This window comes from Vibrio injensis (genome assembly GCF_001895205.1).
GTDB classification, from domain to species: Bacteria; Pseudomonadota; Gammaproteobacteria; order Enterobacterales; family Vibrionaceae; genus Vibrio; species Vibrio injensis.
This window is the reverse complement of sequence record NZ_BDJF01000027.1, coordinates 281,459-305,668: the sequence shown is the minus strand read 5'-3', so window position 1 is coordinate 305,668 and position 24,210 is coordinate 281,459. Positions and strand designations below refer to the sequence as shown.

Below are 24,210 nucleotides of genomic sequence, written 5' to 3'. Positions count from 1 at the left end.
GGCTTTACACTTGCGTCATCCCTTATTAAACCTGAAATGACATCGTACGATTACGCCAGTTTTTGCTGTGCGATAAGACGATACTGAACGATGTCTTCAATGGTTAAAACGGGCATATTGTGTAAACGGCCAAAAGCAACAATCTCTGGGGTTTTTGCCATCGTGCCATCCGGATTGGTTACCTCACATAACACGCCAGCGGGTAATAATCCTGCCATTTGCATTAAATCTACCGTGCCTTCGGTGTGGCCACGTCGCGTCATTACGCCTCCTTTACGAGCACGTAAAGGAAAAACATGACCTGGGCGAGCTAAATCATCCGGTTTAGCTTGTGGATTGATCGCCGTTTTAATCGTGGTCACACGATCTTGAGCGGACACTCCCGTCGTCACACCATGACGTGCTTCTATCGATACGGTAAACGCGGTTTGGTTTTTGCTGTCATTGACAGAGACCATCGGCGGCAGTTCGAGTTTATTGGCCTGCTCATCGGTTAAGCATAGACAGACAATCCCGCTGCATTCGCGGATCATCAACGCCATTTGTTGGCTGGTCAACTTTTCTGCAGAATAGATAATATCGCCTTCATTTTCACGATCTTCATCATCAAGCAATAAAACACCACGCCCTTCACGTAAAGCGTGTAACGCATTTTCTACTCGAGTGATTGAATCGCCAAATTCGGCAAGTAGTGACAACTGATTCATGGTTTACTCCTAATAATGACCAGAATCAGGGCAGTTTTATGAGGCAAAACGAAAGGCACCATAATGGCAAGCTCAGTAAATCCTCGCTAGACACTATTGGCGTATTTGTCATTCTCTCTCATCCGGACTATAACCGTCGGCTCTGGCTTCTCACCAGATCTGCTGACCTCGACGAATCGAGCGCTCGTGGGCTGGCCCTAATAGGCATACCACCGGTGGGGAATTTCGCCCCGCCCTGAGAATTTTAAAGTAATGAGTTAACGTCAAATCCAAGGTATCCCTTTGACTTAACACTGGCTATGGTAATACGTAGCACCCATTTTGCAAAGTGACAAGCGGCCAGATTTGAGACATGTAGACGCAATAAAAAAAAGCCCCATGATCAACATGGGGCTGAATAACGTTAGTCTGTACGAAGTTTAATCTAATTCAACTAAATTCTTTTGAAAGGTTTTGTGCTGCGCTTTAACCGTATCTTCTGGCTCACCAGTGAGCAAACTAACAGCCACAATCGCTAAGGTTGAAAAGAGTATCCCAGGAACGATTTCATACACATCAAACCAACCGCCAGTCAATTGTTTCCAGACCACAATTGTCACGCCACCGGTGATGATTCCAGCTAGAGCACCATTGCGATTCATACGCGACCAATAAAGGCTAAGTACCAATGCTGGACCAAAAGCGGCACCAAAGCCCGCCCACGCATAAGACACCAAGCCAAGCACCGAGCTATCCGGTGTCATCGCTAACACTAACGCAACAATCGATATCAGCACAACGGAAAAGCGCCCTACTTTAACGATCTCTTCTGAAGTCGCCTCTTGTTTGAAAACTTGCTTATAGAAATCCTCTGCTAGCGCTGAAGAAGAAACGAGTAATTGTGAATCCGCCGTACTCATGATGGCCGCTAAAATCGCCGCAAGCAGAATACCGGCGATGACTGGATGAAACACCGCGTTCACCAGCAGCATAAAGATTCGCTCACCATCATCGAGCTGAATCGACCCATTTTGCGTAACATAAACTAGGCCAACTAAACCCACTAACATCGCTCCAAACATCGACAGTGCCGTCCAAAATACAGCAATCCAACGCGCTGTAGTTAAATCTTTGTTTGAGCGAGCCGCCTTAAAACGTGCCAAAATATGTGGTTGACCAAAATAGCCAAAGCCCCAAGCCACGAGGGAGAGAATGGCAATACTTGAAAGAGGCTTACCTTGAATATCATCCCATAGAGTCAATAATTGCGGGTTAATAGCGCTCAAATCTGAACTCAATTGACTAAAGCCACCATTCATTGCGGTGATCGGGACAATCAGCAACGCCGCTGCCATCAATAAACCTTGCACCAAATCGGTCCAAGATACGGCCAGAAAACCACCAAATAAGGTATAGGACACCACGCAAATCGTGCCAATGATCACCGCCGTGGTGTAATCAATCCCAAAGACGGTTTCAAATAATTTACCACCCGCGACTAAACCTGAACTGGTATAGAAAAGAAAAAATAACAAAATGAAAAAGGCTGAGATGGTTTGAATCAGTTTCGATTTATCATTAAAGCGCCGCGATAAAAACTCAGGCAATGTCAGGGCGTCGGTGGTAATACTGTAAGTGCGTAACCGTTTTGCTGTAATTAACCAGTTAGCCCATGTTCCCAAGAGTAAGCCACCCGCGAGCCAAAAGGCTTCAATCCCTGCCGCATAAGCGTAGCCGGGTAAACCTAATAACAACCAACCACTCATATCCGATGCCCCAGCCGAGAGCGCAGCTGGCCATGGCCCAAGAGAACGGCCCCCTAGAAAGTAGTCTGATGAGTTTTTGGTTCGCTGATAGGCAAACACACCGATCGCCAACATCAATATCAGATAGATAATGAAGGTGGTCGTAATAGCAAAGCTATTTTCCATTGATATTTCCTCTATTTACTAAGATCGCTTTCCCTCCTCTCTTATTTAACAAGAGGAGGGTCAGGATTAATGGGCTTCGTTGCCTAACTCTAAGAGCGTCGCGTTACCACCCACTGCTGTTATATTTATAGTGCGCGTACGTTCGGTAATAAAACGCAGCGATAAGTGTGGATCGTGTGCCACGGGAATCGTGGTGAGATCGGTTTCTGAAACAAGATTAATAATGGCACCAGTACGCTGAGCAAGTTGGCGATTAAGGCGATGTTCAAACGAGGCAGAGCCAACGTAGCCAACACTGCGAATGTCTGATTCAATTAATGCCTGATACGCATCCAATGGGCTAAACTGCAGTAAATTAATCGGTAAGGACGACTGCTGATTAGCTTCCGTTAAGGCTGCTATAAGCTCTCGGTCATCACTGCAGATAATGACGCTATTGCCCGCCACCAACGCACCGCATAACTGGGCCACTAATGCTTGCTTAGCCGTTATACTCACGTCATTTTGGATAAGTAGCGTGACTCCTCGCCCTGCGGTATACAGTTCATTGGTTTCGCCCGTAGGACCAATCAAGGAGTGTGAACGCGCCAGTAATGCACTGGCTTGCTCAAGGTGAAAAGAGACTACATTGGCTAATCCAGGCATACTTTCTTTTAACGATGATTTCAATGACAGTAAGCACTCACATTTAAAATCGAAATCGGTTAAGTTCCAGTTTTCCCAAGCTGAGAAAGCATCGGTAAAACGGGTGACTTGATGTACCATAAATGACTCCTTAGTTTTATCGACTAGCTATATTGTGCTTGAGTAAAACGATATAAATAATGTGGCCCACCCGCTTTCGGACCAGTGCCAGATAGTCCTTGCCCACCAAATGGCTGCACTCCAACCACCGCACCAACTTGATCGCGATTGATATAGCAGTTACCGACTCGAGCATGCTTCTCTATCCAACGATAAGTGGTTTCATTGCGGCTATGAATCCCCATCGTCAAGCCATAACCTGTCGCGTTGATCTGCTGCACCACCTGAGCCAGCTCATTCGCTTGGTAGCGAACAATATGCAAAATAGGCCCAAACTGCTCCTCGCTTAAACAATCAATTCCTGAGATTTCAAACGCAGTCGGTGCTACGAAATCGCCATATTGACAGTCATCAGCTAACGTTAATTGAGCAATTTTTTTCTGAGTCTGGTTCATGTGAGCAATGTGTTTCTCTAAACCTTGTTTTGCCTTTGCATCAATCACTGGCCCGACATCGGTACTGTGCAGGTAAGGCATGCCAACCGATAGCTCCTGCATAGCGCCTTGAATCAAACTGATCACGCGATCTGCGATATCTTGCTGCACAAACAATACCCGTAACGCTGAGCAGCGTTGACCAGCCGAGGCAAAGGCCGAGCGTAACACGTCGCGCACCACTTGCTCGGGCAGAGCCGTACTATCGACGATCATCGCATTTTGCCCTCCCGTCTCAGCAATCAGAGGTACAGGCTTAGACTCTCGCTCAGCCAGTGTTTGATTGATACGCTGAGCAGTCGCTGTCGATCCTGTGAACACCACACCAGCAATCGCAGGATGTGAGGTCAACGCATGACCTATTTCAGAGCCTCGACCGGGTAAAAATTGAATAGCGTAATGGGGGAAGCCAGCTTCAAGCATTAGTTCAACAGCACGCGCGGCGATCAAACTGGTCTGCTCCGCGGGTTTAGCAACCACCGTATTGCCTGCCACTAACGCGGCCGTGATCTGGCCAAGGAAAATCGCTAACGGAAAGTTCCATGGACTAATGCACACAAACACACCACATCCTTGACGTGAAACTTGACGAGTTACGCCATCAAAACCGTCCATCGTGAATGGAGCTAAACCGCCAATTTGATTCGCATAATAACGACAGAAATCCACCGCCTCGCGAACCTCATCAATCGCATCATGAATGGTTTTACCTGCTTCTTGATGGCAAAGCGCACACAGCTCGGCTAAATTCGACTCCAACAAATCGGCTAGGTTAAGCAATTTTTCAGCACGTTGCTTAGCTGGCGTTTGCTGCCAATGACTAAAACCGGCTTGAGCAATGGCTATCGCTTCGGAAACATGATCATGGCTTGAATGGTAGACTTGTCCAACATGAACTCGGCGGTCATACGGAGCGGTGACCGCTACAGGAGCCATATTTTCCTTGATCATGCTTTCGAACAGTGACTGGCCATTAACAATGGGAGCGGCTTGCCATTGATGGCTTAAAAAATGATGTACTTGCTGTTCAAATGGTTGCGCTTCACTTTGAATATCAATATTGATCCCATCTGAATTTTTGCGTTCAGGGAAGATCTGTGGCGGCAGTGGGATTTTACTGTTATGTAACGTCTCGAACGCTAATAGCGCATCAACCGGATGCTGAGTTAAACTATCAACCGGACAGCGTGCATCGACTAAACGATGAACAAAAGAGCTATTCGCGCCATTTTCTAATAGGCGACGGACGAGATAAGGCAGCAGATCTTTATGGCTACCAACAGGTGCGTAAATACGTACCGATTGCTGATACGCTTTGATGGCATGGTGATACAAGCCGTCACCCATACCATGCAGACGTTGAAACTCGAAATCTTTATGGCTCGCCATTACCGCAATTGCCGATACAGTGTGAGCATTATGAGTTGCAAACTGAGGGAAAATATGACCACGAACCCCATCACTCAATAAGAATCGAGCACAAGCTAAGTAAGAAACATCGGTGGCTTCTTTACGAGTAAACACTGGGTAACGCTGATAGCCTCGCTGCTGTGACCATTTAATCTCGCTATCCCAATAAGCCCCCTTAACAAGACGGACGGGAATACAACAACCCTGTTGTTTGGCAAGCGCGGTCAACCAAACCAACGTTGGTAAAGCACGTTTAGAATACGCCTGAACCACTAAACCAAACTTGCCCCAGCCTTTAACGTGTTCACAGCTGTACAATTTTTCAAACAGCTGTAACGACAGCTCTAAACGATCGGCTTCTTCGGCGTCAATAGTAATAGCGACATCCAATTCTCTCGCTCGGACTAATAACTGCAACAGAGTCTGGTATAGCTCATCCATAACGCGAGTTTGGTTAGCGACTTCATAGCGTGGGTGCAACGCCGATAGCTTAATCGAGACCGAGGGCGCCGGGCTAGTATCCAACCCATACTGGTCGCGGCCAACCGCTTCAATCGCCATTAAATAATCTTTTAAATATTTGCTGGCATCGCTGGTGGTTAACGCCGCTTCACCCAACATATCAAACGAATAGGTATAACCTTTATCGCGCATCACGCGGCCATTTTTTTGCGCTTCGCTAATCGTACGCCCAAGTACAAACTGATGACCCATGACTTTCATTGCTTGGTGCATGGCCTTACGGATCACAGGTTCAGAAAGTTTATTGACTAAACGGTTTAACGCTTGAGTCGGACTTTGCGTTTGGTTTTCTCCCAAGCCAATCACTTTACCAGTCAGCATCAGGCCCCAGGTTGAAGCATTAACAAATACAGAATCCGAATTTTTTAGGTGTGATTTCCAATCCGCAATCGACAATCGGTCTTTAATAAATGCATCGGCTGTTGGTGCATCTGGAATACGCATCAGAGCTTCCGCCAAACACATCAATAAAATCCCCTCTTGAGTATCTAAGCTGTACTCTAGAAGCAGTGCATCGATCATCTGTACCGATTTTTTGTCTTGGCGGATCGCCGTGATCAACTGTGTTGTTTTGGTGGTAATTAACGTTTTTTCTTCATCGCTAGGCGTTGCCAAAGGCAATAATTGGGTTAGCCATTGAGACTCGTCCACCATATAAAGTGGCGAGATCTGTCCCCAAAGCTTACTAAGCGGTTGCTCAATAAATTTGGGATTCAACACATCTATTGCTGTAAACATGCGTTTTCCTCAATCTCCTATCCGAGGGATGTGGCTCGGATTTCAGTCAATGGCAAGCAGTGTATTTTGAGCGCATCAATAATACTTGTCAAAAACTCCGGAATTTTTGTGAAAAACTCGTCTTTTTAACAAAACAAAAACAAAATCACAGCAATTAAGGTCATAAGAAAAAGCAAAATCACTGATATTTTTTCAAAAAAACAACGTCAATATGCCGTTAAATGCACAGTAATCGATGCCTAGGAAAACATAATCGCGCTGTGTTATCGAATCGATGATGAGGAATTCAGCAAGACCAACGTTTAGTCTTGCTGCTGTTGTTGGCTTAATACGAGTTCGCAACGCGTAACAAGAGACTTATCGGCTACACTGCTTTTTGTATTGAGAAGGCGAAATACCTTGTAAACGAGAAAAAGTATGAGTGAACGAACTTTGATTAGAAAAACCGGTCAACTCGGCAACTTGTCCCAAAGTAAATCGAGCTTGTTCAAGGAGTTGTTTCGCCATATCCACTCGTTTACTCAACACATATTGATGAGGGGTGATGCCCAGCTGCTCTTTGAATAATTGATGGAATTGACTCTCACCTAAATAAACACTGCCAGCTAACTGAGCGACAGAAATGCGTCGACTTAAATGCTGTTCGATATAGCGATCGATCGCCTCTAAATCAAAACGCGCCTCTTTACGATGCACCTCAAATGCCGAGATGTGACGCAACAATAAAGCAACCACGGTATCACTGCATGCTCGACTGAGCAATAAATCGTCTGGGCTGGCGTGCATTTCCAGCACTAACATTTGAATAAGTTTTTGAATCTGCTTATCGAGTTGAAAATAAATGTCGCTACGTGCCAGCTCATTGATTCTCTGTAACGTTAAAGGATCATCCCCTTGGGGTAAGGGCAAATTCAACACCAAAATGTCCGATTGTCCTACCGTTGCACCGAAAGCATGCCCAGTACCAGAAGTTACGACACATCCTTGTCCAGGTCCGACAATATTACCGACACCAGACACTTCGAAATCCGCTTGACCTTTTAAGCCAATCACAATTTGTGTGTAACTATGATCATGGCAATCCATATAAGCGGGTAAAGTAATTAACTCCGCCGGACGAGGCGACAAAAGTTTGGCTCTTTCTGGATTCTTCACTAAATATTGACTCATGAGCACTGCACCATGGGATGACCTTTGTGCATGTTATAACATTTTTATCAGAAACCAAGCTTGATAGTGAAATAAGTCTCATCTCCGTATCAAGACCGTAAACGAAAGATAAAATTAGCTCCCGAACCATTCATTTAATGCCTCGGAACAATGATCAAGTGCACATAAATTACGGTCAATGAGTATCCAATTAAAAAACGTTAAAGCAGATCGGAAATCGGTGCTTGCATATTTCAAGAATCTGCTCAAAATGGAGTAAGTACATTTATAAAAGATACAAAATCAGTAACCTACTCACTAGATTTTGTATACAATTGTGCCTTCAGGATGAGAATTTTTTGCGATGAGCCAGCGTATTGATAACGCTGTCAAAAGTTTGTCTTTCTCCACTATAATGTGGCTATGTTAATTGTTGCAGGGACCTAATGATCAAATATCACCTCCCAGCGCTACTGCTTGCGCTAAGCCCTCTGTGGGTATCGGCATCGGTGTTCGCGGAAGAAGTTACACAGGTTGATCCTGTGGCCGCCATCGATGAAAAAATAACCATTAAACAAAGTGAAATTGACACTATCGCTGCAGAATTTGAAGCGGAAGGAGCTCAACTTCAACAACTTAAAAATGAACAGGCACGTTTAAAACGTGAAAGTGATGAGCTTAATGCACGGCAAAACCGGGCAAAATCTGCTCTGGACAAACAGTATAATCGCCTTCTTGAAGATCCAGACACCGATTTAGTCACCTTTCAACAGCGCTATCAGCAAGCTTGGGCCGATGTGAAACAAAACCAATCGGAGCAACTTACTAATCAGCAAGCGATGACAGAAAGTGATATGCGTTTATCTCAAATGAAGCAGCGTCATGCTCGTTTGAAAACCGAATTCACTAACTTGCAAGAGAGCAAGATTGATGCACGAGTTAAGCGCCTAGAAGCTGAGCTGCGTCAAAGTCGCGTGCTAGAAGCAAGCTTTCGGACTACGTGTTCGACCAGTATGACGCTGGGTGAGTGTGCCAATCAAGGTCAACAATTGACTCGTCAGCGTGCTGTGAATACCTTCAGAGAGCAATTACTTGATAACTTGACTGAATCGGTCATCGCTAAGCAAAATCTGCGTGGCGTTGAACTCAATATTCACGTTCAAGAAAGCCAAGTGATCCGTAGTGGATTTGAAGGGAACAACGAGTATTTCACTCATATTCAGGCTCAGCTACAAGCACGTCCAGAAGCCGTTGCCGCCTGCAAACTGTTAAACGTATCTAGTCGCTATTGCTTAAAAAATGCAACTGAAACCGTCAATAGCAAAAATGAAAAACAGTGGGCCAATGTAACCATTCGTTCAGATCAATATCATGATTCCGTCACTATTAACGGTATACAATACGGCAGTACGCCTGTGGAAGTCGTTTTACCCGCAGGACGTCATCAAATTTCTGTGACTAAAGACGGATTTGAAACCTATAATCAAACCGTCACAATCAACGGAAATGACACTATTTGGGTAAGACTTCGCCCTAGTAGAAACGATTAATTCCTGTAAATCGACTCGTTTTCTGGTCTGATTTCACAAAGCTGTCGTTTAAACGCCGTTTTGGTCCTAAGTTATTGAAAGATGACTTCTGACAAAACGGCGTTTTCGTTTAGAATAGCGACAATAATTTTCAAAAACTTAACTGAAGTAGGCAACAATGCGACCAGGTTTACCCGTTCTGTTATTAGCACTTTTACCTTGCTTAGTGACAGCACCCACGTTAGCTGAAGGCACACCTTCCTCAGTCATGGCGATTGATGACGCATTATTTACGCATCATACCCAGTGGCAAGAAGCGAAGAAAGCAACTCAACATCAGCAAACGGTGGTGGACACTCAGCAAGCTGAACTCGCTCGTTTAACTGCCTTAGCTAAACAACTCAATACCGTGTTCAATTCAGCGAAAACAGCCCTAGAACGTGATTATTTGAAAATGATTGATGAACCGCAATTAGACATTAGCGGTTCACAACACGCTTACCAAACGGCTTGGTCTGAAGTTAAGAAAAATCAACAAGACACTTTGCTTGCTCAACAAACCTTGCAAGAAATGCAAAATCAGCTCGTTCAATTACAAGCTAGCCAAGACGCTATCCAACAAAAAATTACTCAATTGGATCAAGATAGACTCCGAGCAAGAGCAGAGCGATTACGAGCAGAATTGAGTCGTGTCGGAGAACAAAAAGTCAGCTTTACCAATGTCTGTCATGCCACAATGACTTTGGCACAGTGTAGCCAACAAACCACTGATTTAGCTCAGCAAAAGGCCGTCAATCAATTTCAAACGTGGTTAATAGAAGAGACCACTGAAGCGCCGTTGATCAAACAGCACCTCGCCGCCGTTTCGCTCAACATTCACTTGCTCAGACATAAAACCGTTGATTCTGGTTTTTATGATGGCAACCGCTTTAAAACGGTACTTGAAGCACAATTGGATGCAAGACCTGCCGAAAACGTGCCTTGTACATTACTCAATATTGATAGCCAATATTGCTTCGCTCCTAGTGATGGTAGCCATCCAAATCAACAAAAAGAAGTGGCTTGGGTTAATGTCATGATTCGTTCCAATCAGCATAACGATCAGGTCACGATTAATAGTGTCCGTTATGGTAGTACTCCTGTTGAAATCATGCTCCCTACTGGTCAACACCATGTCGTTATCAAAAAAGAAGGTTTCCACCCATTTGATCAACAGGTCAATATCAGTAGCGATCACACCTTACGAGCGGTATTACGTGAAATTGTTAATGAGGTAAAAGCGGGAGATAAATTCGCTGATACCTTAAAAAATACTCAGCAAGCCCCACAGATGATCACTTTACTCGCAGGAGAATACCTACTGGGAGAGAATACTTCTCGTCAAGTTCGCCTTGATCATGCTTTCGCTATTAGCGCAACGCCAATCACCGTGGGACAATTTAAACAATTTGTGCAGCAAACGGGTTATAAAACTGATGCTGAACTGAAAAATATCTGTCTGGCCGTACAAGGGACAACCGTTGCTCCGGTATCGGGAAGTCACTGGCAAAACCCAGGCTTTAAACAAACCGTTCAATCGCCAGCCGTCTGTATCAGTCGTAGCGATGCTAGAGCTTATGCCAATTGGCTAACCCAACAAACAGGGTTTCGTTATCGCTTACCGAGTGAAGATGAATGGGAAGTGGCCGCCCGTGCAGGGCGAAGAACCGATTACTGGTGGGGGAATGATTTTGGAGCCGGTCAAGCCAACACAGGATGGAGTGGCACACCATGGTCAAATAAGCAAACGTCCCCCGTTATGGCATTTTCACCAAACCCATTAGGTTTCTACGATATGGTCGGCAACATTTGGCAATGGACATCTGATAATCCCGGTATAGCTAAAGGTGGGGCGTGGAGTTTCTCCCCTGAAATGGCTAAAGCTTATCATCAGCTTTTTGTCTCACCTTCTACATCGGCTAACTATCTCGGATTTCGCGTCCTACGCGAGCTGTAGCGACAGTATAAAGGCGACAAAGGGGATAATAGTCATATTATCCCCTTTGTCGTGCCTAGCTATGGTGCGAGACGCTCTATCTGCCACTGTTGTTCAGATTTACTGTATAGAAAACGATCATGTAGGCGATGCTCACCACCTTGCCAAAACTCAATACTTTGCGGTTTGATTCGATAGCCCCCCCAGAACTTAGGCACAGGAATTTCTCCTTTAGCAAATTTTTGTTTCAGTTCTAGATACTTACCTTCTAATACACCACGAGCTGAGATGCGGCTACTCTGTTTACTCGCCAATGCAGCCAGTTGACTCTCTTTCGGACGAGAAGTGAAATACTTCATGTTCTCAAAGGCAGTCAGTTTTTCCGCGACGCCAGTAATGTGCACTTGACGCTCTAAAGGATGCCAAGGAAAGTGCAAACTGACGCGATGATTGTGTTCAATATGCTGCGCTTTACGGCTTGCTAGGTTGGTGTAAAACACAAAACCTTGCTGATCAACATTTTTTAATAAAACAATACGTTGAAAAGGCTGACCATCGTCATCTACAGTCGCCACCGTCATTGCCGTTGGATCTGCAAGCCCTGCATTAATCGCTTGCTCTAGCCAAAAATTGAATTGCTCGATCGGATCGAGCAATAAGTCCTTGCGGCGTAATCCACCTTGTGTGTACTCACGACGAATATCTGAAAGATCCATGTCTACTCCTCTTTTTGGCTATGATTGTGCGCTGATAGCCTAACGATCTCAAGTAGAACGGATTGATTTCGCACGCTGATATCTCAACGTGCAAAATATCAGGCTTAAATGCCAATATCTTCTTGATCCAATTTGGAAGAAAACTTAATTTCATGCTGATTAAACATAATCATCGAAGGCCCATGAACCCGCTTCGTCACCACTTTTTCGTCACCATATTGAATCGTCACGTGGGTGAATACCTTACCTTTGACTTCAATGGTATTGATTTCCAGCATCTGTTCAAACTCTTCATTTAACAAGTCGACCGCTACCTTAACTTTTTCCATTCGCTCACTTGATTGCGCCTTATGTTGCTCAATCTGTGACGCTTCCTCTTCATTACGTTCAGCTTTTGGGCGTTTTTTAAATTCTAATTCTCGGCGAATCACTTCCATCGTGCTCTCTTGAGCCTGCTTATAATACTCTTTATGTTTGGCAATTCGGTCGCGGTACCATCCATAACGCGCAAAAGCCTCTAACATAGTGGCAGCATCGCCTTCGGCTCCAAGGTTAAAGCAAACAACCTTTCCACCAACTTTAGCGCTGCCACCGCTTAGTGTGCCTTGTTTTTCCGCTTTATCTAAAACGGTTAAATCCCCCCCACAACGAATATCGTTACTCAGACTATGCACAGAAAGCTGAATATTTTCCGCTGCTTGTAACTCAGAAAATTGTGCATAATTGGCTTTAATACTGCCGCCTGATTTGACCACACAGGTTTTCGCTTCATCATCATAAACCGTATGCCCAATAATCCCTTTACCTATCTCAATATCACCTTGAGCTTGTACATCTGCCGATTCAACAAATCCCCCAATCACAATAGAACCTGTAGCGCGAACGATCATCCCCGGCTCTACATCTCCAGCAATGACTACACTGCCCTTAAATTTTACGTGACCAGTTGCAACACTGACATTATTGAGGCATAAGGCGCTTTCTACATCGACCGTTTTATTCTTAATGATCGGCATTCCAGATAAGCTAGCGAGCAATAAATTAGGATCATTAGGGGAGATATATGTCCCTTTACCAGCAACCAGTACTCCTTCATTACCTGGTTTAGCTGGGATCACTTTCCCTAAAACGGTAAAACCGGGTTCACCTTGAGTGGCTGGCTTGCGGCGCATCACCGGATCATTTTCCTCAACAGTGATCGTTTCGCCCAAATTTCTCATGTCAACTTTATGCGGATCAGCGGTTTTTTGTGGTGCTAAAATGCGGGTTGTCACATCGTCTACTAAGGGTAAAAATTGTACATCTTGGCCTTGGATCGGCGCTTTCCCCTGAGCAATCGGCTGGGTAAACGTTTCTCCAGGTTTTAACGTTTTACTCACCAGTAAAACTTTTTTCAAAGCTTGTTTATTTATACCTTTAATCACATACGCTTGAGCCAAAGCATGCACTAACTCACTACCATAAAGACCACGCCCTCCATAAGCTCCGGTCACCACCATACTGGCCAGCATGTCTTGTTCACTTAATACAACCTCAACAGTCGCATTTCTTTTTTCTGCGATGATGATACCTTCTCGAGCTTCTTTTTTACCTTCTTTAACACCATTGATAAAACGATTGACAGCATCTTCGAGCACATAGAATTTCCCCGCCCCTAATCGTGCTAAGGACTCACTCAATCCTGCTTGAGCTAATTCCGGGGTTGCGTTGCTATCGCTCGGCAAGCGCGCAATAACGCGGCCCTTGTCTTCCGAGAGAGTAATCAGATCCTTCCACATAATACTCAACCTTACAGCATCTCTTTGGATTAAAGAGCAGTGTATAAAAAATGCCTGAATCACTAAATAATTCGATGTTCAAATTAAGGCCCCCATCACTGGATATCGGCTTGATGACAAGGAAAAGGCCCAATTAAAGACCAATACGATTGGTTTAGTACCCCTGGTCTTCAATCACTAAAGAGACATCTGGAAAAGCATACCGACTATCAAAACGATACACGGCTTGAATTTTCTGACCGTGGTTTATATAACGAATCGATTCACATAGCTCCGTTGCAAACAATAAATCTTGATCGTCGTGCATCCGATCCGTTTGCTCGGTATTAACATCCGTCAGCGGGTGTCCATTATGTTCAAGAATAAACAGTATCCGCTGCTGTTGAGGTTGATAATCGACCTGAAAACGGATCCAATAATCGTCAGCCAGTTCCTGCAGTCCTTGCTCCCGTTGTTGATGATAAAGAACAAAACCATCTGGATGATCTTTCAGCTCGGTAGAAAGACCAAGTAAACCTTGTTCAATAATCTTCGTGAAGAGTTCCGATAAAATCGAGCAGATAAAATCTAAATGATCGCCAACTTGAATCATCCCTTTTAAAAATAAACGAACTTCGTTCATTAAGATGATCTGCTTTAACACCGAAGAGGAAAAGTAGAGTTCACTTTTACAAGGAATTAGACTGGGAGAAGAGCTGAGGATCGGCTGAACATTTTGCGCATTGATGATCGGAAAAGATAAAGTAAGAATGGACAGATCTTCATCTTGTCTTGCTGATGAAAAAGCGTGCACCGCCGAATCAATCAGGCTGATAAACGATTGTGTCGATGCTTGAGTCAATAATGTTTCCAGTCGCTTACGACCGAACATCTCACCTTCTTGATTACGGGTCTCAATAACACCTTTCGTGCAGCAGACAATGCTCTGCCCAGGTGAAAGTTTAAAGTGTTTGATATCACAGCGAAACATTTCACTCGGTAGAACCCCTAAGGGTTGATGTGTCGATGCTAAGCGTTTCACCAACTGACGATTCGGCGATAATATATAACCGTCAGGCATTCCTCCCCCCCACCAAGAAACTTCAAAACCATTGGAGTGTATCTCAAATAAATTAGCAGCAATATGAATACTCGGGGGTAAGAATGTCGCCAGTTCTTGATTAAGCTCAACAACCATTTCGCTCAATGCACAGCCCCGTTCCGCTAATGCAAAAAAAGCACGAGTCGCAGGAATATTAGCAATCGCAGCAGGCAAGCCATCGACGCTTGAATCCGCGATCATAACGTATATCCCACCATAGCGACGCCGAGCCACCAAGATTAAATTTCCGTTAAAAATCGTTGAAGGAGTAGAGATATAATGAATCCCATAAATGGGGTCGATTTGTGTGCTCATCTCTTCGACTAAGTTACTAAAAATCGATTCAGCCACAGAGTAATCATGCTGGACTTGATCTTGGAAAGTCTGTAACTGATCACGCTGAGAGATCAGTTGCTGATGCATTTTTACAATCCGATAATGCGCCTGTATTTTGGCTAATAAGACACCTTTTTCAATCGGCTTAGGAATGAAATCATCACCCAGAGCAAGACAGCGAGCAAAGGAATCTTGATCATCTAAGGCAGTGAGAAACAGAATAGGAATATGTTGTTCAGGAAAAGCCGCCCGGATCTCTTTTGCTGTCGTAAATCCATCTTTTACCGGCATCATCACATCGAGCAAAATAATATCGGGCAAAGGATCCATCTTTTTCATCGCCGCAACCACCCCTTGGCCATCGGCAAAAAGATCAACATGCGGCGTAATATGACTCAACATAATACGGCACAATTCTCGGTTGGTCGCATGATCATCGATGATCAGTACTCTCATACTCGGCCTCACTGACTGTGCGTGCTATTTATTTTTAGACGACTAGGGTCTGTCAGCCTTGATTATTCCATCCACCCCACTGATAAGAATGAACAAAGAACATCACAAGAGTAACAAACCCTATGCATAAAAATATAGTTCAGTTTGTGGCATAGAGCGAATAGCTTTGCTGATCAACAGAAGAGGCCAATGATTGATCAAACAACGATAACGGCATCAATGCCCAAATCAAATTTATGAAATATTTTGTTTGGGCATGATGACTAAGAGACGTCAGCGGTAAAAGATCAATCCCTAAGTGCTTTGATTAAAACCGAGGTATCCATCCGGCCAAGCCCCTGAGCAGACAAATCACGATAACGTTGCGCTGTTGCTTCGGTCATCGGTAAACACAAGCCATGACGCTCAGCCTCATCAAGACAAAATTGCAGATCTTTGATCATCCAATCAATAGCAAAACCAAAATCAAAGCGATCCTCAGCCATACTGATTGCACGATTCTCCATTTGCCAAGAGCCTGCGGCGCCATTTTTTAAACAAGCGATCATGGTTGGAACGTCTAAGCCTGCTTTTTCAGCTAATAACAAGCCTTCAGACAGTCCATTTAAGATGCCTGCGATGCAAATTTGATTGACCATCTTAGCACTTTGCCCTTGACCAACCTCCCCCATCCGTATTGCAGAACGACCATAAGCGGCAAAAACAGGTTGCAACTTTTCAAATAGCGTTTGCTCTCCACCACACATAATGGTCAATTGCCCATTCTCAGCGCCAGCTTGTCCGCCAGAGACCGGAGCATCCATAAAGCTTATTCCATGCTCTTTCGCCGCTTGGGCAAGCTCTCGGGCAAGCTCAGCGGACGTCGTAGTATGATCGACTAGCATAGCATTTGGCTTCATTGCTGATAGCGCGCCATGCTGGCCAAGCGTAATGCTGCGGACATCATCGTCATTACCGACACACATCAATACGACATCAGCATCAGCGACACATTCAGCGATGGTCATTACCGCGTGGCCTGAGAATTGCTGAGACCAATTAATGGCTTTTTGCTGATTACGGTTAAAAACCCTCACTTCAAAACCCGCATTGGCTAAATGCCCTGCCATCGGATAACCCATCACGCCTAAACCGAGAAAACTGACTTTCATAATAATTTCCCTATATTGAATAAGATTGACATGCTAAGGACGTAAAAAAGCCGAGGCAAGCTCGGCTATCGTAGTTTATGGATTAACTGATTTCAGCATTATGATATACCTGTTGTACATCATCGCAATCATCTAACAAATCCAAGAATTTTTGGAATTTTTCAGCATCTTCACCACTAACACTTGTATGGTTTTGTGGCACGAATGTGATTTCTTCAACATCTAAGACTAAATCAGGAAAAGCATTAGCCAGTGCCGTTTTCACTTTGAAAAACTCGGTGTGAGGTGCGAACACGGTAATGACATCGTTTTCTAACTCGATATCCGTTACATCAGCATCTTCCATCATCAACGCTTCAAGGATCGCTTCTTCATCACTGCCTTTAAATTGAAAGACGGCTTGATGATCAAACATGTGTGCTACCACACCTGGTGTGCCAATCTTCGCCCCTGTTTTTACAAAGCATTGACGAACATCTTGATAAGTACGATTACCGTTATCCGTTAAGCAATCGACGATCACACTCGCACCACCAGGCCCAAAACCTTCATAACGAGCAGGTTGGTAATCTTCACCGCCGCCGCCAGTTGCTTTATCTAAGGCTTTTTCAATAACGTGAGCAGGAACTTGATCTCTTTTCGCTTTAGAGATCAGGTGGCGTAGAGATAAGTTCATATCTGGATCTGTGCCGCCATTTTTTGCACACATGTAAATTTCTTTACCGTATTTCGAATAAACTTTAATTTTTGCGCCTTGAGTTTTCGCCATCGAGGCTTTGCGCACTTCAAAACTTCTTCCCATCGGGATCTTCTCTCTTATTCAATTAAATGCGATGGTTGCAGCAATCAAGAGTGATCTTGGCTGTGTAATCATGAACGCTACGCTACGCCCATTACTCGTTTGTACTTATCTACTGATTGTTGAAACCAAGTTTTCTCTTGTTCAGAAACTAGCTTGGTTAGCTGCTTAGTGATCTCTTCCGGCCCACATTTAGCCTGCTTGATCTGCCAAACCAGAAAAGAAGCCTGTTTATCAAGCTCTATTTTATTTTTCTGCTCTGCATCCAACAACGCAAGGTTAAAAGACATTAGTAAACCCACAATCAGTAAAAACGTGATGCGAAATATAGCATAGGAATGATAAAAATTAAGAGTCAAAATCGCGCTTTGGAGCGCTTTACGCTAAGAAACCATCAAAAATAAAGGGCAGCATCCGCTACCCTACTTTATTGACGGTTTTATACACTTTAACCGCAAACCATTTGCAGAGGACAACTGGTGACTCTGCAAACGCCATATCTATCATTGAGTTAATGAAGAAGACCTAACTCTTTGGCTTCCTCAATGGTTAAACCACTTTCACGAATATCGCGCAGCATTTCAATACGTCGACGAGCTTGTGCAGATTTGAGCGTTTTATTAGGACGCTGCATCTCTGCTTCTTCCGTAACATCCACATCCCATTTATTGGCGATGTTAGTCATTTCATCATGGTCAATTGAATTTATAGACATTGCAACCTCCGAACAAACCATGCTAGGAACGAGTTATCTGTAACAAAAGGCCAAAACCTTGTTAAGCAGATTTTAGCAAGAGTGTGACTTAAGCAAGGGGTCATTTATCATAATCGATAAATGACTCAATTATTTTTTGCTCACCCTGAGTATAGAAGTACATCGAGCGGATTATCGGTAAAAAATTCACTAAATCAACTAGCGCCGAAAAATATTTTCGGCGATCAGTTCGTTAAATAGGCAATCATCAACAAGGCTGAAAGCATGATCAAGCAAGTTTTGCGGTTATGTTGATGTTATAACAGCCTTTGCGATAATCGCGGTGCATCAAATCCCGATGGCCACTTCGTCTAATGCTCGGAATACGCTATCGTCAATATGCTCTTCGTAGACCAATTTACATACCTTACGACGAACGGCTAAACCCGAGATCAATCGCTCAATAGAGAGGTGCTTATTACGGTGCTGAGTATTATACAACTCAATGACCTTACTTAAGGTACTGTAAGGTACGACACAATCATCCACTTTTAGCCAATCAAGCTTATCAATCAATTCCTGGCACTCTTCACGAATAGATGAAGGGGCATGGCCGGTCATGGCAGCTAAAGCCGTTATACTTCGTTCTAGCGCTTCTGCAGAGGTATATTTAGAGAGGGTGATAGTAATTTCATCAGCGTTAATCTCAACCAGATGCTTACGTAACTTCACGCGTCGGCCCAATCGGCCACGAGGCGTTGAGGGTTTACGCTGTATTGGTTCAAATTCACCATCAATAATTTCCGACAATTCTTGAAGTCTTTGTTTGGAAACCATTTCATTTCGTAATGGATTAGGTAACGTTGGCGCCATATTGCGCTTACCCGCGTTGGTGGTTTTCGCGCGGGAATAACGTAGCACTTCTTCAACATCACATTTAATAGCCACTTGATAATCCAGTACTTTATCCTGTTCAATTAACTCACTAATCGTTAAATGGTAACCCCATAAATTAACGTTAAAATCACCGATCTTATTTTGATCGTTGGATAATCGTCTTAGTTCACGGATCAGATCCATCGAAAATCGTCGCCATTCAATATTGCGAGCTAATTTCTGATTAAGCTCACTGAGCATCATCGTATCAGTATGGCGACGTGACATTCTGCTACGAAAATAAGAATAGAGTTGGAAGACTAATGTATGTTGTTTAAGAATTTCTGGTGGAAACAGAAAGAAATAATCTTTCGTCATTAACTCTTCAAAAAATGATGGCTCCCATACCAGAATATACAGGTTTGGCTTAATACGGATCTCACCATCACTGCCTTCTGTTGGGGCTTCTTCGGACGCGGTGATCGTTCGAGCTAAAAAGCGAAAACGATCACTTTTAAAGCCTTCAGGCATATTCTCACTGAGCCAACGTCCGGTTAGTTCATGTAACTGAAAATCGGTAAATTCAATTCTATCAATGCTATCTCGGATCGAATCACGCGCTGGGCCGCTGTCTTTTTTGCCTCTTAACGATAAAATGTCAGTGATGTACAGCGGGGTTTTATTAGGGACGTATTTCGCGTTGAGCTGATAATCTTCTTGGTGATGATCATGGTATTGTACCGTCAATGTAAACAGGGCAAATAACGTCATGAGATCATCAACGGTCATAATATTTTTTGATGAGCGTGTTTCGATAACAGCACGAGTACCAGAAATTGACACCATCGATTTTTGATAACTTTTACGTGTGCGTGGTGGAGCTAACGCTTGATCAATAATCCCTGCCCAATTAGTCGGAGAAACAACAAACTGCTCAGCTTCATCTTTCATCGCTGGAGGTGTATTAAGGCCATGCTCGTGTAACAAACGTTGATTTACTTGCGTTTGTGCCAGTGCTTTTGAGCGTTTGCGTTTTTCACTTTGTTTAACCGATTCAGTGATAAGACTTGTGGAACCGAGTACAGAGATCAACTGGTTAGGATTAACAAATTGATGCAGCATCGTTTTGCCTGCTAACCCTTCTTCAAAGCGTACAGGGATTTGTTTAAACAGTCCTATCGCAACAGCAGCGCGTAATCTTTGCTGAATGGCAGCCCTGGTTAGCTGACCATCTGTCGCTTCGATCAATTCTGTTGTCGATACCAGTCCATCTTTACTGCGAAAACCTCTTAGAGAGATTAAGTTTAACAATTCAATGATACTTTTAGTGACACCTTTGAAATGTTGATATTGTTCGATCCAATCTACCGCGGTTTCTGAGACGACAAAAAGATGTCCATCTTTGTGGCTTCGTGGTGCTTTGATTAACAATTTTTCTTCTGATGCCATGATTCGTTCCGTATCACACAAGCCGTAATATCGCCATAGTTCCAAGAGCATAATCAAAAAAAGATCATAAATAAAGGAAAATTTCAGTTTTTTAAATAACTGATCTTTTTGATTATTCTGATCTATATTGATTAAGTTGATCATATGATCTGAACGGTTTTATCCAGCTAACCCATTGTATTTTATTAGATAAAAGTTTAACACTTAAGAAGCATGATCATGGAGTAAACGTAACGATGATCAATGATGATTTGAAAGCATGATCATCTTTTTCTCGAAGTATGATCATGTTGCTTGCGAATCAATGATCATTGTTATAACGGATCAATGATCACGGTTTCTCTACAGGTTATCCACAAGCGGCTGAGCATTGCTGCTTCTTTTCTTAAACATACGGTTTATTAACAGCTAAAAATACTAGGAAGCATGATCACCAAATCGATATTTGTTGATCTTTGACTGTATTGGCCGACAATTTTGTATTCGGTTATACCATCTTGGGCTATCATTTTTACGTTCGCTGTTTATTGGTTTATTTTCTGGTGTTCCGAAAGCATGATCATGTTAGTGATGATGATTTTGTATTGTTTCTATTGCTGATTTTATTGGTAATGATGAAAGAGAGATGTTGGATAAAGCCTGATTGTAATTGACATCTTCCGTAAATTAATCGTTTTTCATCATGCTTCCGGTGATTATTCTGCACTTGATCATCTTTCCGGATTTGGATCTTAGGATTAATGGATCAAAATTAACACCATTAGTTGATTTTTCCCCTTGATCATCTTTCCTATAGGTAGGATTTACCTCAGAAGCATGATCATCAGTTAACCCATGATCATGCTTCCGGATTAGGTTCCCTGCCCCTACTTAATCAACTTAATAGTATTTAAGCGGTGTTCATTTATTTTGGAGTATCATCGTATATCTACGGGAAAAAGCTGACGTTTTATATGACGCAAAAGGAACGTTTACCTTCGTCGTAAGTGAGATGATCATTGAATTACGGCCGTTGTGTTTATGTGATGTTATGGTTGAAATGACATCAACCGTAATTTATCGATAGTGAATAATCGTTCCGATGATGTGATGTATGTTGTGATTGCTTTAAGGTAGGATTTATGTTGTAGCCAGCGATAGCATCAATGATCCAGTGGAGATTATTTCTTTGCTGGATTTTATTGATTGATAATTAACTTCCCTTCTATGTCGATAAATAGAGTTTACATTGTAAATAAGTGACGCTGTGACATTTTTATGATTTTGTTTTTTGTGGCCACAATTCTTAGTAATAAAGCGAAAGTTTTGTCAGCATTTTGTCATTTGTTTTTTTATTGGTGATAAAAGTTCTATTTATTGTGATTGTTGTCCTGAATTGTATGTTCACCTTTTTATTGTATCGTGTGTATATTGCTGTACAATGGTGCTTAATAACAGATGATGAGAATGGCTATGAAAAGAGAACAAACGATAGAAAATCTCTACAGGCTTGCCGAGCAAACTCAGCAGGTGCAAGCAGATCGAATAGAGATTGTATTAGAAGAGCGTAGAGATGAACATTTCCCTCCGATGTCAAAAGCATTAATGGAAACTCGTTCGGGCTTAACTCGACGTAAACTCGATGAGGCGATTGCCAAGTTAGAAGCGGCAGGCCATCAATTTACTAAAAATAATGCAAACCACTACTCGATTTCATTAGCCGAGGCACACATGCTTATGGATGCCGCTGGTGTATTGAAATTTCATCAGCGCAAGAAAAATACCGAGAATAAGCCTTGGATCATTAATGTTCAAAACCAAAAAGGCGGAACGGGTAAATCGATGACAGCGGTTCATTTAGCCGCTTGTTTAGCGTTAAATTTGGATAAACGTTATCGTATTTGCCTGATTGACTTAGATCCTCAAGGGTCTTTACGTCTGTTTTTGAATCCTCAAATTAGTTTGGCAGAACACAGTAATATCTATTCTGCGGTTGATATTATGCTCGATAATTTTCCGGAAGGAACCGAGATAGACACGGCATTTTTGAAAAAAAATGTGTTACTGCCCACTCAATACCCTAATTTAAAAACCATTTCAGCTTTCCCTGAAGACGCGATGTTTAACGCTGAAGCTTGGCAATCACTGTCTAAAAATCAATCGTTAGACATTGTTCGTTTATTGAAAGAGAAGCTGATTGATAAAATTGCTGATGAATTTGACATTATCATGATTGATACTGGGCCACACGTTGATCCTTTGGTGTGGAACGCTATGTACGCATCAAATGCATTACTGATCCCTTGTGCGGCAAAACGTCTTGACTGGGCATCAACCGTGAATTTTTTCCAGCATTTGCCAACGGTTTATGAAATGTTTCCAGATGATTGGAAAGGGCTAGAGTTTGTTCGTTTAATGCCAACGATGTTTGAAGACGATAATAAAAAGCAAGTTTCTGTATTAACTGAGATGAACTATTTATTAGGCGAGCAAGTGATGATGGCTACTATTCCACGCAGCCGTGCTTTTGAAACTTGTGCCGATACCTACAGTACCGTGTTTGATTTAACGACGAGTGATTTTGAGGGCGGTAAAAAAACCTTAGCCACAGCGCAAGACGCGGTGCAAAAAAGCGCACTTGAGCTAGAGCGTGTTTTGCATTCACATTGGCTTTCTTTAAATCAGGGGTAAGTAATTCATGGCCATAAAAACATCTGATCTGAACGCTAAATTGTTCGGTAAAGCCGATAAAAGACGGGCCTCTACCCCGCAAGAGGCACAAGCCGCCGCTAAAGCTCAAGCGCAGATCATTGAGTTAACCGTTGCCGGTGAAGCGATGGTAACTTTTGAACTTATTCGTATACCGGCTTCAGAAATTGATAGTCGCACTTCTGTTTTCACTCAAAATGCGCGTGAGCAATCATTCCTTAATGAACATGCGTTGGCTGATATTCTCAATACGTTACGTGAGCGTGGGCAGCAATATCCAGCTGTCGGTCGCCGGCTTGAGAATGGACAAATTGAGATCCTAGATGGTAGCCGCCGTCGTAAATCGTGTTTGATTGCCAAGCAAGATTTTTTAGTTTATGTCGCCAATAATATCACTAGCGATCATGCTAAATTTTTGTCTGATGTAGCGAATGCACATAAGCCCTTATCTCTGTATGAAAAAGGCAAAGAAATGCAAGCTCAGCTTGATAGTGGAGCAGCAGAAGATCAAAAAGCATTGGCCAAGATGTTTCAGTGCAGTGAGGCATTAGTCAGTGGAGCGCTAAAGGCGGCTTCACTACCTCTAGCCCTGTTACAAGCTTACCCAAATGTGGTTGAACTTGGTCGACCGACCATCGTTAAATTACATAAGCAATTTAATGAATTAACACCTGATCAGCAAAAAGAGTTGTTGGATAAATGCCAGCAAGCCAACGGCTTTGTTTGGCAACACTGTCAGTCTCAAGGGGTTACTCGGATCACCAAAGAGGTCACAGAAACGATAGAATCTTGGATAGAGCAACTTTCGCCACCGAAAAAAACGCTGAATAATAAAATTGAGCTAGTCAAAGGCCGAGTAAATTATCAACGTAAGGGGCCGCTATTAACGCTGAATATCCAAAAAGTTGATGATCAATTGGCTCAAGAGATTTTAGACTTTCTCGAAAAGAAACTTAGCTAACTCGGTATCGTTTTCTTTGAACATAAAAAAGACAGCCCATCTTATGG

At 43.1% G+C, this 24,210-nt stretch carries 17 protein-coding genes and 1 riboswitch; of the genes, 4 read left to right on the top strand and 13 right to left on the bottom strand.

Annotated elements, in window-relative coordinates:
- Window positions 1–50: 50 nt before the first annotated feature.
- From ribB to BSR11_RS13395, 5 genes are all read right to left on the bottom strand, one after another.
- A complete protein-coding gene (ribB, locus tag BSR11_RS13415; RefSeq protein ID WP_072670845.1) occupies window positions 51–707 on the bottom strand; it encodes a 3,4-dihydroxy-2-butanone-4-phosphate synthase in 657 nt (218 codons plus the stop codon).
- Window positions 708–813: 106 nt separating this feature from the next.
- Window positions 814–954: riboswitch (FMN riboswitch) on the bottom strand.
- A 172-nt stretch (window positions 955–1,126) separates the two neighbouring features.
- Window positions 1,127–2,617 (bottom strand): sodium/proline symporter PutP, encoded by a 1,491-nt coding sequence (putP, locus tag BSR11_RS13410; protein WP_072670844.1) that lies wholly within the window; start codon window positions 2,615–2,617, stop codon window positions 1,127–1,129.
- A gap of 66 nt (window positions 2,618–2,683) precedes the next feature.
- Window positions 2,684–3,382: a 1-pyrroline-5-carboxylate dehydrogenase gene (locus BSR11_RS13405; RefSeq protein ID WP_072670843.1), complete on the bottom strand. Its 699-nt coding sequence runs from the start codon at window positions 3,380–3,382 to the stop codon at window positions 2,684–2,686.
- A 23-nt stretch (window positions 3,383–3,405) separates the two neighbouring features.
- Window positions 3,406–6,525 (bottom strand): bifunctional proline dehydrogenase/L-glutamate gamma-semialdehyde dehydrogenase PutA, encoded by a 3,120-nt coding sequence (gene putA, locus BSR11_RS13400; protein ID WP_072670842.1) that lies wholly within the window; start codon window positions 6,523–6,525, stop codon window positions 3,406–3,408.
- 357 nt (window positions 6,526–6,882) lie between these two features.
- Window positions 6,883–7,695, bottom strand: coding sequence for an AraC family transcriptional regulator (locus BSR11_RS13395; protein WP_072670841.1), 813 nt, complete (start codon window positions 7,693–7,695; stop codon window positions 6,883–6,885).
- A gap of 425 nt (window positions 7,696–8,120) precedes the next feature.
- On the opposite strand from BSR11_RS13395, the gene BSR11_RS13390 reads away from it, so the two are divergent.
- Together BSR11_RS13390 and BSR11_RS13385 are read left to right on the top strand one after the other, a co-directional pair.
- Complete coding sequence (locus BSR11_RS13390) at window positions 8,121–9,224, top strand: PEGA domain-containing protein (protein WP_072670840.1); 1,104 nt, start codon at window positions 8,121–8,123, stop codon at window positions 9,222–9,224.
- Between the two features lie 157 nt (window positions 9,225–9,381).
- Window positions 9,382–11,199, top strand: a complete 1,818-nt coding sequence (locus BSR11_RS13385; RefSeq protein ID WP_072670839.1) for an SUMF1/EgtB/PvdO family nonheme iron enzyme — start codon at window positions 9,382–9,384, stop codon at window positions 11,197–11,199.
- Between the two features lie 59 nt (window positions 11,200–11,258).
- On the opposite strand, the gene pdxH is transcribed toward BSR11_RS13385, so the two are convergent.
- From pdxH to BSR11_RS13345, 8 genes are all read right to left on the bottom strand, one after another.
- Window positions 11,259–11,894 carry a pyridoxamine 5'-phosphate oxidase gene (pdxH, locus tag BSR11_RS13380; protein WP_072670838.1) on the bottom strand — a complete coding sequence of 212 codons (636 nt, stop codon included), beginning with the start codon at window positions 11,892–11,894 and terminating at the stop codon, window positions 11,259–11,261.
- 104 nt (window positions 11,895–11,998) lie between these two features.
- A complete protein-coding gene (locus BSR11_RS13375; protein WP_072670837.1) occupies window positions 11,999–13,672 on the bottom strand; it encodes a flagellar assembly protein A in 1,674 nt (557 codons plus the stop codon).
- Between the two features lie 154 nt (window positions 13,673–13,826).
- Complete coding sequence (locus tag BSR11_RS13370) at window positions 13,827–15,545, bottom strand: PP2C family protein-serine/threonine phosphatase (RefSeq protein ID WP_072670836.1); 1,719 nt, start codon at window positions 15,543–15,545, stop codon at window positions 13,827–13,829.
- A 287-nt stretch (window positions 15,546–15,832) separates the two neighbouring features.
- Window positions 15,833–16,696 carry an NAD(P)-dependent oxidoreductase gene (locus tag BSR11_RS13365; protein ID WP_072670835.1) on the bottom strand — a complete coding sequence of 288 codons (864 nt, stop codon included), beginning with the start codon at window positions 16,694–16,696 and terminating at the stop codon, window positions 15,833–15,835.
- Between the two features lie 82 nt (window positions 16,697–16,778).
- Complete coding sequence (locus BSR11_RS13360; RefSeq protein WP_072670834.1) at window positions 16,779–17,498, bottom strand: YebC/PmpR family DNA-binding transcriptional regulator; 720 nt, start codon at window positions 17,496–17,498, stop codon at window positions 16,779–16,781.
- Between the two features lie 77 nt (window positions 17,499–17,575).
- Complete coding sequence (locus tag BSR11_RS13355; RefSeq protein WP_072670833.1) at window positions 17,576–17,785, bottom strand: DUF3283 family protein; 210 nt, start codon at window positions 17,783–17,785, stop codon at window positions 17,576–17,578.
- Window positions 17,786–18,006: 221 nt separating this feature from the next.
- Complete coding sequence (locus BSR11_RS13350) at window positions 18,007–18,210, bottom strand: hypothetical protein (protein WP_072670832.1); 204 nt, start codon at window positions 18,208–18,210, stop codon at window positions 18,007–18,009.
- 327 nt (window positions 18,211–18,537) lie between these two features.
- A complete protein-coding gene (locus BSR11_RS13345; RefSeq protein ID WP_072671211.1) occupies window positions 18,538–20,514 on the bottom strand; it encodes a replication initiator protein RctB domain-containing protein in 1,977 nt (658 codons plus the stop codon).
- Window positions 20,515–21,966: 1,452 nt separating this feature from the next.
- On the opposite strand from BSR11_RS13345, the gene BSR11_RS13340 reads away from it, so the two are divergent.
- Both BSR11_RS13340 and BSR11_RS13335 read left to right on the top strand, forming a co-directional pair.
- Complete coding sequence (locus tag BSR11_RS13340; protein WP_040905504.1) at window positions 21,967–23,184, top strand: ParA family protein; 1,218 nt, start codon at window positions 21,967–21,969, stop codon at window positions 23,182–23,184.
- A 7-nt stretch (window positions 23,185–23,191) separates the two neighbouring features.
- The gene (locus tag BSR11_RS13335) at window positions 23,192–24,163 is read left to right on the top strand and encodes a ParB/RepB/Spo0J family partition protein (RefSeq protein ID WP_072670831.1); all 972 of its coding nucleotides are present in this window, start codon (window positions 23,192–23,194) and stop codon (window positions 24,161–24,163) included.
- Window positions 24,164–24,210: the final 47 nt, after the last annotated feature.

Bases quoted from the DNA above. Each gene is read 5' to 3' on its own strand.
- ribB (WP_072670845.1), bottom strand. From the start codon at position 707: ATGAATCAGTTGTCACTACTTGCCGAATTTGGCGATTCAATCACTCGA.
- putP (WP_072670844.1), bottom strand. From the start codon at position 2,617: ATGGAAAATAGCTTTGCTATTACGACCACCTTCATTATCTATCTGATA.
- BSR11_RS13405 (WP_072670843.1), bottom strand. From the start codon at position 3,382: ATGGTACATCAAGTCACCCGTTTTACCGATGCTTTCTCAGCTTGGGAA.
- putA (WP_072670842.1), bottom strand. From the start codon at position 6,525: ATGTTTACAGCAATAGATGTGTTGAATCCCAAATTTATTGAGCAACCG.
- BSR11_RS13395 (WP_072670841.1), bottom strand. From the start codon at position 7,695: ATGAGTCAATATTTAGTGAAGAATCCAGAAAGAGCCAAACTTTTGTCG.
- BSR11_RS13390 (WP_072670840.1), top strand. From the start codon at position 8,121: ATGATCAAATATCACCTCCCAGCGCTACTGCTTGCGCTAAGCCCTCTG.
- BSR11_RS13385 (WP_072670839.1), top strand. From the start codon at position 9,382: ATGCGACCAGGTTTACCCGTTCTGTTATTAGCACTTTTACCTTGCTTA.
- pdxH (WP_072670838.1), bottom strand. From the start codon at position 11,894: ATGGATCTTTCAGATATTCGTCGTGAGTACACACAAGGTGGATTACGC.
- BSR11_RS13375 (WP_072670837.1), bottom strand. From the start codon at position 13,672: ATGTGGAAGGATCTGATTACTCTCTCGGAAGACAAGGGCCGCGTTATT.
- BSR11_RS13370 (WP_072670836.1), bottom strand. From the start codon at position 15,545: ATGAGAGTACTGATCATCGATGATCATGCGACCAACCGAGAATTGTGC.
- BSR11_RS13365 (WP_072670835.1), bottom strand. From the start codon at position 16,696: ATGAAAGTCAGTTTTCTCGGTTTAGGCGTGATGGGTTATCCGATGGCA.
- BSR11_RS13360 (WP_072670834.1), bottom strand. From the start codon at position 17,498: ATGGGAAGAAGTTTTGAAGTGCGCAAAGCCTCGATGGCGAAAACTCAA.
- BSR11_RS13355 (WP_072670833.1), bottom strand. From the start codon at position 17,785: ATGTCTTTTAACCTTGCGTTGTTGGATGCAGAGCAGAAAAATAAAATA.
- BSR11_RS13350 (WP_072670832.1), bottom strand. From the start codon at position 18,210: ATGTCTATAAATTCAATTGACCATGATGAAATGACTAACATCGCCAAT.
- BSR11_RS13345 (WP_072671211.1), bottom strand. From the start codon at position 20,514: ATGGCATCAGAAGAAAAATTGTTAATCAAAGCACCACGAAGCCACAAA.
- BSR11_RS13340 (WP_040905504.1), top strand. From the start codon at position 21,967: ATGAAAAGAGAACAAACGATAGAAAATCTCTACAGGCTTGCCGAGCAA.
- BSR11_RS13335 (WP_072670831.1), top strand. From the start codon at position 23,192: ATGGCCATAAAAACATCTGATCTGAACGCTAAATTGTTCGGTAAAGCC.